General features: G+C 65.4%; 7 protein-coding genes. 5 read left to right on the forward strand and 2 right to left on the reverse strand.

Annotated elements, in window-relative coordinates:
* Positions 1-135 precede the first annotated feature (135 nt).
* Positions 136-1,317, forward strand: a complete 1,182-nt coding sequence (locus tag ACWEO2_RS39555; RefSeq protein ID WP_354959704.1) for an ATP-binding protein — start codon at positions 136-138, stop codon at positions 1,315-1,317.
* Between the two features lie 203 nt (positions 1,318-1,520).
* On the opposite strand, the gene ACWEO2_RS39560 is transcribed toward ACWEO2_RS39555, so the two are convergent.
* Positions 1,521-2,891, reverse strand: a complete 1,371-nt coding sequence (locus ACWEO2_RS39560) for a serine/threonine-protein kinase (RefSeq protein WP_452410054.1) — start codon at positions 2,889-2,891, stop codon at positions 1,521-1,523.
* A 249-nt stretch (positions 2,892-3,140) separates the two neighbouring features.
* Between ACWEO2_RS39560 and ACWEO2_RS39565 the strand changes: the two genes are divergently transcribed.
* Entirely contained in the window at positions 3,141-5,096 is a 1,956-nt protein-coding gene (locus tag ACWEO2_RS39565) for an acyl-CoA dehydrogenase family protein (protein WP_452410055.1), read from the forward strand.
* A 164-nt stretch (positions 5,097-5,260) separates the two neighbouring features.
* Here the strand turns inward: ACWEO2_RS39565 and ACWEO2_RS39570 are convergent, their stop codons facing one another.
* Positions 5,261-5,740 carry an ester cyclase gene (locus ACWEO2_RS39570; protein ID WP_452410056.1) on the reverse strand — a complete coding sequence of 160 codons (480 nt, stop codon included), beginning with the start codon at positions 5,738-5,740 and terminating at the stop codon, positions 5,261-5,263.
* Positions 5,741-6,179: 439 nt separating this feature from the next.
* Here ACWEO2_RS39570 and ACWEO2_RS39575 point away from each other — a divergent pair, with 439 nt between their 5' ends.
* The 3 genes from ACWEO2_RS39575 to ACWEO2_RS39585 all read left to right on the forward strand — a co-directional run bounded on the left by ACWEO2_RS39575 (position 6,180) and on the right by ACWEO2_RS39585 (position 8,521).
* Positions 6,180-6,413 (forward strand): WXG100 family type VII secretion target, encoded by a 234-nt coding sequence (locus tag ACWEO2_RS39575; protein WP_452410061.1) that lies wholly within the window; start codon positions 6,180-6,182, stop codon positions 6,411-6,413.
* Positions 6,410-7,441: an outer membrane protein assembly factor BamB family protein gene (locus tag ACWEO2_RS39580; RefSeq protein ID WP_452410057.1), complete on the forward strand. Its 1,032-nt coding sequence runs from the start codon at positions 6,410-6,412 to the stop codon at positions 7,439-7,441. Before ACWEO2_RS39575 ends, ACWEO2_RS39580 begins: the two co-directional genes overlap by 4 nt.
* A gap of 351 nt (positions 7,442-7,792) precedes the next feature.
* Entirely contained in the window at positions 7,793-8,521 is a 729-nt protein-coding gene (locus tag ACWEO2_RS39585) for a HEAT repeat domain-containing protein (protein WP_452410058.1), read from the forward strand.
* The last annotated feature ends 983 nt before the right edge of the window (positions 8,522-9,504 follow it).

Here is a 9,504-nt window from a genome sequence, read left to right on the forward strand (position 1 = left end):
TAGTGCAATAACTACGTTGTGAGCGACTGCTTGCAGGTCGCTCCATTCAACACTGCGATGGTTCGCTAGCAATATCTAGGACACGCCGTATACATGGCCAGATTCGGCTGACGAGACGCGCTACGGTGTCTGGGCATGGACCCCGTGCGGAATCCGTATGCTCCCGGAGCCGGACAGCGCCCACCCGAACTTGCCGGGCGCGATAAGCAACTCAAGGCCTTCGACATCGTGCTGGAGCGGATCGCGCGCGGCCGGCCGGAGCGCAGCGTCATGCTCACCGGACTGCGCGGTGTCGGAAAGACCGTGCTGCTCAACCAGCTTCGTTCCGGCGCCGTCTCGCGCGGTTGGGGTACCGGCAAAATCGAGGCGCGACCGGATCAGGAACTGCGCCGCCCGCTGTCCTCGGCACTGCATATGGCCGTGCGTGCCATCGCCATGGCGCACCGCAATCAGGAGCGCGTCGACGACTTCCTCGGCATACTCAAGGCTTTCGCGCTGCGCTCCACCGCCGATAAGGGCATGCGGGAGCGCTGGCAGCCCGGTATCGATGTCCCCGCGGTGACCGGTCGCGCCGACTCCGGCGATATCGAGATCGATCTGATCGAACTGCTGAAGGAGGCGGCCGGACTGGCCAGCGATATCGGCGTCGGCATCGCGGTCTTCATCGATGAGATGCAGGATCTCGGACCGGCCGATATCTCCGCCATCTGCGGCGCCTGTCACGAATTGAGCCAGGACGCCGCGCCTTTGATCGTGGTCGGTGCCGGACTGCCGCACCTGCCCGCGGTGCTCTCGGCCTCGAAAAGCTACTCCGAGCGTCTGTTCAGCTACCACCGCATCGATCGGCTGGACCGCGAATCCGCCGACCTCGCCCTCATCGCACCCGCCGAGCGCGAGGAGGTGAAATTCACCGAGGCCGCCCTGGATGCCCTGTACCAGCGGGCCGATGGGTACCCGTACTTCGTACAGGCCTACGGCAAGGCCGCCTGGGATCAGGCGCCGGAGAGCCCGATCACCGCCGAGGATGTCGAGGTGGCGGCACCGAGCGCCGAAGAGGAACTCGCCGTCGGATTCTTCGGTTCCCGATACGAACGCGCCACTCCCGCCGAACGCGAATATATGCGCGCCATGGCCGATTTGGCGGGCGATGACGGTCCGGTACCGACCGCCGCGGTGGCCAGTGAACTCGGCCGCAAACCCGCCTCGCTGTCACCGGCCCGCGACGGATTGATCAAGAAGGGCCTGATCTATTCGGCCGAGCGCGGCACCATCGGGTTCACGGTGCCACACTTCGGTCGCTATCTGCGCAGCGTGTAGCCGAAAGACTCGGTACGGCAAGGGAAGTGGACACCGGTCGTCGCAGTTGCCCTGCGGTGGTTGTCACCCGGGTCGATCCGAGGGCGACTGGACAACTCGGGTGGATGCGGAGCGTTCAACCCCCATCGGGTCATCTTCCGCACTGCAGGGGCGCCGTTCGGTCGAGGATGGGGCGAACATCGGCGCCGCCTACTCCCAGGTGGTCATGGCGCCGGAGCGCAGCGGCCGTCGAAGGCTCCGTCGGCGACCCGAAATACCGGCCACTGCAAGGCTTTGGCCCGCGTCTCCGGGCCGTAGATGCCGTCGACCGCGGCACCGTAGTCGAGCTGCAGATGTCGAATGGCGCGCTTCATCGGGGCGTCGTACACAGTCGTCGCATCCAGCTGGATGCCATGGCACATGTTCAGCGCCTGCCGCAGGGCCGTCACCGAATCGCCACGATCGCCCTCATTGAGGGCGCAGTGCGCATCGTCGTGATCGGCTGCCCCGCTGGGCAATTCGAGATAGAAGTCGGTGCCGAGTGGGACTCGCACGCGCCAATAGCACCGCAGCAGCCCGGGCGCGGCGGCGCTCGTCTTCGACACAACCACCGGGGCCGCACCATCGGATCGATGGGGCATCAGCCAGACAGCGGTCGTCACCGCGGCCACCAGTGCGGCGGCGATCCCACCGAGTGCGGCAATACGGCCGCGCGGAGCACGAGCCAGACCGGACAACCCCCACCGATGCGGCCACCGCTCGGTATCACTGATCGCCAGTTCCACCGCCCGCGCGAACTCCGTGCAGGTCTGATAGCGCCGCCGCGGATCCGCCGCCATGGCGCGGGCGATCACGTCGTCCAGCGCCGGTGGTATATCCGGCCGGACCCGGGTGAGCTGCGGATTGTCCCGGACGGTTCGGGTCCCTGCTGGGGTCGGTGCGTGGCCGGTCGGATTCGATCCGGTGAGCAGCGCGAGCAGGGTCGCACCGAGGGAATAGATATCCGCGCGGCGATCGACCGCGCGCCCCGCCAGCACCTCCGGTGCCGCGAAGGCGGGAGTACATGCGCGCCAACCGGTTTCGGTGACGGTGGCGGCCTCCTCGAGGGTGCGCGCCAGCCCGAAGTCCGCGACCAGCACGCGCTCGCCCTCGGGATCGGCGGCGACCAGGATGTTCGATGGTTTGACGTCGCGGTGCAGCAGGTTCTGCTCATGTGCGTGATGCAGCCCCTTGGCGGCCTCGCAGACTATGCGCGCCGCCCGGTTCGGCGCCAATCCGGTCGGTTCCTTGCGCATGAGTTCACCCGCGTCGGTGCCGTCCACATACTGCATCGCCATCCACAGCACCTCGCCCTCCGCACCCCGGTTGTAGACCGAGACGACATTGGGATGGTCCAGGCGGCACACCAGATCGGCCTCACGCCGGAAGATGCTGCGGTAACGATGATCGGCGCCGAGGTTTTCGGCGAGCACCTTCAACGCGACCTGTCGCGGCAGCGCCGGATCCTGGGCCAGATAGACCGCGCCCATTCCGCCGGATCCGAGGGGCCGCACAATCGAATAGCCCGCGAACACCTGCCCAGGCCGCAATAACATCCCTGCCCTCCAAGGGAATACGGGCCACGTCGCCGCCGTCGCCGGGCCCGTATCAGCCACTAGCCCACATTCCGAACCCGGTGTCAAGACAATCTGTCCGCCCGGCGCCCGGCAAGCGTTAGCGGCCCATTTGCCGCTCTATCAAGATCATTTGAGATCGATAGATAACGCTCTACCTCAACATCTACCGGCCGGTAACAAACCCTCCTACACTCTTATGTGATCCTGATCACGTCCGAGGAGGACATCATGGCGACTACCGCAAAAGTCGACGCCACCGAAGAACAGGCCCGCGCACTGGTCGAGGAATCCCGCGAAACCGGCTGGGCCAAACCATCGTTCGCCAAGGAGATGTTTCTCGGCCGGTTCCGGCTCGATCTGATCCACCCGTACCCCGAGCCGAGCGCCGAGGACGCGGCGCGCACCGAGGCCTATCTGGCCCGGCTGCGGCCGTTCTGCGAATCGCTGGACGGCAGCGTCATCGAGGCGGAATCCAAGATTCCGGACGAGTACGTCAAGGGCCTGGCCGAACTCGGCTGCTTCGGCCTCAAGATTCCGCAGGAGTACGGCGGCCAAGGGCTTTCCCAGGTCGGCTACAACCGGGCGCTGATGCTGGTCGGCTCCGCGCACCCCAGCCTCGGGGTACTGCTTTCGGCGCACCAGTCGATCGGCGTGCCCGAACCGCTGAAGCTGGCGGGCACCGCGGAGCAGAAGGCCGAGTTCCTGCCCCGCTGTGCGGCGGGCGCGGTCAGCGCATTCCTGCTCACCGAGCCCGATGTCGGCTCCGACCCGGCCCGGATGGCCAGCATCGCCACCCCGACCGAGGACGGCGAGGCCTACGAGATCAATGGCGTGAAGCTGTGGACCACCAATGGCGTGGTCGCCGAACTGCTGGTGGTGATGGCCCGGATACCCAAGAGCGAGGGGCACCGCGGCGGCATCTCGGCCTTCATCGTCGAGGCCGATTCGCCCGGCATCACCGTGGAGCGCCGCAATTCGTTCATGGGCCTGCACGGTATCGAGAACGGCGTAACCCGCCTGCACAATGTCCGGGTACCCAAGCGCAATCTCGTCGGCCGTGAGGGCGACGGCCTGAAAATCGCGCTGACCACGTTGAACGCCGGACGTCTCGCCATACCGGCGCTGTGCACGGCGGCCTCGAAGTGGTCACTCAAGATCGCCAGGCAGTGGTGCACGCAGCGGGTGCAGTGGGGTCGTCCGGTCGGCGAACACGCCGCGGTAGGGGAGAAGATCTCCTTCATCGCCGCCACCACCTACGCACTCGAGGCGGCGCTCGACCTGTCGGCCACCATGTGCGACGAGGGCCGCAACGATATCCGCATCGAGGCGGCGCTGGCCAAACTCTGGGCCAGTGAGATGAGCTGCCAGATCGCCGACGAACTGGTACAGATCCGCGGCGGACGCGGCTACGAGACGGCAGCCTCGTTGCGAGCCCGCGGTGAGCGCGCCGTCGGGGCCGAGCAGCTGGTCCGCGACCTGCGGATCAACCGCATCTTCGAGGGCTCCAGCGAGATCATGCGCCTGCTGATCGCCCGGGAGATGGCCGATGCGCACATGTCCGCCGCCGGCGCGCTGGTCGACCGGAACGCCGAGTTGAAGGACAAGGCCAAGGCCGCGGTCGGCGCGGGTGGGTTCTATGCCAAGTGGTTCCCGCAGTTGGCGGTCGGCGCGGGCACGGTACCGGCGACCTATGCCGAATTCGGACCGCTGGCCCGGCATCTGCGCTTTGTCGAGCGCAGCTCCCGCAAACAGGCCAGGTCGCTGATGTATGCGATGGCGCGCTGGCAGGCTGGTCTGGAGTACCGGCAGAACTTCCTCGGTCGCATTGTCGATATCGGCGCCGAACTGTTCGCGATCTCGGCCGCCTGCGTGCGGGCGCAGGCGGCGCGGACCGCGGGCGCACCGGAGGCCAAGGCCGCCGAGGAACTCGCCGATACCTTCAGCAGGCAGTCGCGGATTCGGGTGAAGAAGTTGTTCGACGCGCTGTGGGACAACACCGACGACGACGATCGCACCCTCACCCGCGGCGTCCTCGACGGCCGCTACCAGTGGCTCGAGGATGGCGTCTTCGATCCGAGCGAAGGCACCGGACCGTGGATCGCGGAATGGCAGATGGGTCCGTCGACCGAGACAAACCTGCTACGACCGTTCCTGCCCTCGACCCGCAGTCACGCGGGGACCTAGGCCGGAGTCGGTACGAGCCGTCACCCCCGTGGCAGGGGTGACGGCTCGTAGCATGATCGCTCGTACACGGTTTCGGTCGCTCCGAAACTCCGGACCGAACCGTATGCGCGTATCCCGCCCGTGTTCTCGCTCGACAAGGACACGGTGCGCATCCACGGTGCGAGTCAGGTTGTTGCGGAGTGCGCCGATGGGACGACGCCGAGTTGCTGCATCATCCCGAGCGTGTCCCAACATACCCAGGATTCGACGGCCTTGCCGTCCCGGAACCGACTGATCGAAATTCCCTGAACCACCACTGGTTTGCCAGTCGCGGACATGCCCATCATCTCGCCGTCGTTGGTGCCCGTCGCCGTCCATCGGGTAGTGACGAAGTCGCCTTCGGCGATCTGTTCGTTGACCAAGAACCGTTGATCCGAGAACGCGGCGAGATACATCTGCGCGAGCCGCTTGAAGCCGTCGGGGCCATGGACATCGGCGAACGGGTTCTGTGGATCGTGGTCGATGAAGTCGGCTGCAATCACCTCGTCGAAGACAGCGAGGTCTCGCGCGTTCCATGCGTCGAAGACGCGCCTTGCCGCGGCCTTGTTCTGTTCTGACATGGCTCTCCTATCGATTGATAGCGCCGAACTGGCGGGGGCGGCCAAGTCGCTACAGGCAGCATGCGCGGTGCCCGGCGCGGAGTGTGATGCAGAGCGCGGCCGCGATGCCATCAGTGGATCCAGGCGCCGCGCCCAGCATGTGGACGCTGTCATCACGGCGGATGCCCGTCCGAATGTTGTCAGCAGACATCCAGCTATCCGTTAATCGCAAACCTTGAAGCCGGTGTATCGGAATCATTGTGCGCCTCTTTCGTGCGCGAAGTAAGGGGAAACAGAGGCTGCCGCGAGCCCGCCCCGCATCCACACGATGTCTACCTGCGGGTTTATGGTTCGACAAGTTGACCTGGAGTCAGCCGCGAGGATCCCTCGGGTGAGAACGCCGTAGTGGAGCCAGCACGGGTTGTCGCATGAATCGGGCCGCACGAGAATCTACAGCTAATTCATTGTTAATCGCTGCTCGTGCACACTTTGATACGGTCACGACCTGGACGAACTTGAGCAGATCATTGCCCGGCTGTCCGGGCTGGCCGCCTTTATCGCCGATCACCTCGATGAGATCGACACGCGGATCGCGACCCTGCGCGGCACGGGGTGGGAAGGCATTGCCGCACAGGCATATTCGGAGGCCGATCAGCAGTGGATCTCGGGAGCACGGAATTCGCCCAAGAGGGCATCTGAGACCAGGTCCGCTGCAGGATTAATGTGTTGCGGCAAATGATTTTTGCCTGGTGGACTGGCCGAGTGTTCTATCAGGCCTTGTGGGAGCGGCAGCTACATCAACTGGGCCGTGTCAAGGCGGTGGCACTGACACACGAATCAGTCGTCGTCCATGAGCGCAACACCCGGCTCGTCAGCTTGGACCGATGGACGGGCTCGCTTCGCTGGGACGTTTCCGTCGGCACATGGCCTCGCGCGGTCGTCGTGACCGGCGATCGCTGTCTGGTCATCGCCCAGAACACTCAACAATTGTCCTGTCTGAACGTGTGGACCGGAGCGCTGCTCTGGCATGCCGCTCTCCCTCCCACGACGGGTCACCTGGTGACCACGGCGGATACCGTGCTCGCCGGTGGCTGGCGTGACTACACCTCGCTCATGGCGTTTGATCTCGAGACGGGAACACGCTGCTGGGAAACGGCCGACCGCGTCGACATCGTGCTGCCCGTCCTCGTCGGTGACGGCGTGCTGGTCGGGGCGCCGGGCGGCACGGTGATTCGACTGATCAATCCACGTGATGGCGCGGAACTATCTCGCTGGCGGCTGCCTGAGCCACTGATCAGCAGCGATGACCGGCCGGCTTGCACACCGATCGGACCCGACCGCTTCCTCGCGCGGTGCGGGCCACGGTCCGTGGTCGAAATACGACTGTCATCTGCCAGAGTGCGCGAATTCGTCCGCGCCGAGGCCGACCTCGTCTCAACAGCAGTCGAGTACACCGCCGGCATGCTCTGGCTGCATGAACTCCGCGGCGGTTACCTCGCCGCCGACCCGGTCGATGGCCATGCGCTGTGGCGGGTGGATGTCGGACAGCCGCTTGTCGATCAGGTGGTCCGGACTGGGTCAGGGTTCGTGGTCGCCACCAAAAACGGAGCGTTGCTCCACTTGGATCCCGCGGGGCAGGTGATCAACCGAACCACCGTGGCCAGGAGGATCGCCGGGTTGCGGAGCGCGGGGCCGGATGAGCTGCTGGTTCAGACCAAGGGGACCTTGCTTGCCGCCACGGTGCTAGAGGACCGCTCGGAGACCTGAGGTGTCTGTGTCCGGAGGGGAAATGACCACACCAGCGGCTGATAGTGGGCAAATAGGTGGGCCACGATTGCACAGCCCTTCATCCACTTCACCAATGCCGGCTCAACGGCTGAGCAAACGGTTTCGCTCGTAACCGGCGACAGCAGCCGCACCGCACATACGGTGGACGCGAGTAACAGCAGCCGCACCGCACATACGGTGGACGCGAGTAGTCGAGGTAGGGCCGCAGCATCGCGGTTTTCAGATGCCCGCTAAGACAGCGATCGAAGGATGTGGGTACAAGTGGACGGCGGAGGTTCCCCGCTCAATTCGGCGCTGACATCGGGAAATCCTAGTGAGCAGGTCCGTGCGATGATCGAGTTGCGCGAGCTCGGCGACGGTCGAGCCGTCGCCGACATTCTGCCGCTCGTCGAGTCGCGCGATATCGCTGTGCGTAGTGAAGCGGCGCGCGCAATCGGATACCTCGGTGCAACACAGGTTCCGGTTGTCGGGCCGGTGTTGTTGCGGATGCTGTCGGATTACGACGAGATGGTTCGCAACGAAGCGGCGGAGTCGCTCGGCCTCGTACGGTACGGTCCCGCGGTCGACGTCCTTGTGGACCTGCTGCGCGACGACCCGTCGTGGATAGTGCGCGCTTCCATTGCCGAGGCGTTGGGAAGCTACCCGGGGCATGGGACCGCCGAATTGGTCGAGTGCGTGCGCGATGTCGACGAGTATGGCGCGGTGCGGAGGTATGCGATCGACTCCCTGGGCCGTACAGGTGACCTCCCGCGTGCCGAAATATTCGCTCTAGCTGAGGAATTCGGGCGGGACGAGGAGATCGGACCGCAAGTTCGAATCGTCGCCTATCGGGTCGGCGATCAATCACAGCTGGCGGAGATCAGCCGCGAGGCGGCTCATATGGATCGGGAAGACTCGGCCCGCTTGCTCAACGATATCGAGTATCTGTTGCAGCCCCCGATACCACCGACGCTGGTGGCGGACTCCGCGCGCATCAAGTCCATGCTCGACGTGGTCGCAATGCGCTGGCCGTTGTCCTCGCGGCACGTCAAACGGATCAGCGACATGCTGCCGACATAGAGGGCGGCAGCGCTGGGTACTCGCCGCAGTTCCTGATCAGCCGGAGCAGTCTCAAGCTGGGCGACCAATTTTGACTCGGCGCGGCGGCGCGCCTCCGCGACGCCTGTGTTGTCGGTGCGAGTTGGCGTGCCGCGCACGTCACCAACAGCGGTGGGTTTAGGACTCATGTTGGGGGCCAACGGAGTTCACACACCTTCGACACGGTCTCATATCGACGCTCCGCACACACACCGAGTCGAAAATCAGAACCTCTGCGCGAGCCTGGATTTGGTGCGGTCCGCAGCAGGGGTGCGGTTTAGGGGCCACCGGGGCAGGCGGCGGCGGGTGGTCGAGCGGGGGACGCTTTGGATGACATCGTGGTCTTTACCCCGTCGAGCGGAGCAGGGCCAACCTGACCGCTCGGATGCGAGACTGCTCAGCGCGTCGGCAAGTGCGCGTCGGCAACCGATGGTGGGCAGCCGCAGGTTAGGGGCCACCAGGCAGGCGGCGGCCGGTGGTCGAGCGGGGGACGCTTTGGATGACATCGTGGTCTTTACCCCGTCGCATCCTGCGCCGCGCGCTGCCCTAGTCAACAGCCACGTGATGAGGCTTGCGGTGGTTGGCCGGAAGTTCCTCGTCCGGGCATTCATGACCGAGCTCGAGCCGGTACTGCTGTCGTTGTGGAAGCGGTTGCGTGCAGGGCTGGTCGCGTGTCGCGCACGAGCGGAGCAGGGCCAACCTGACCGCTTGGATGCGAGACTGCGCAGCGCGTCGACAAGTGCGCGTCGGCAACCAAGGGTGGGCAGCCGCAGGTTAGGGACCGCCCGGGAGGCGGCGGCGGCCGGTGGTCGAGCGGAGGACGCTTTGGATGACTTCGTGGTCTCTACCCCGTCGAGCGGAGCAGGGCCAACCTGACCGCTTGGATGCGAGACCCGCAGCGCCAGCGGTACCGCTACGGCGCAGATGGCCGCGCATACCCACAGCATCGCGCTCATCCCGCTGAC

The organism is Nocardia sp. NPDC004278 (assembly GCF_053602975.1).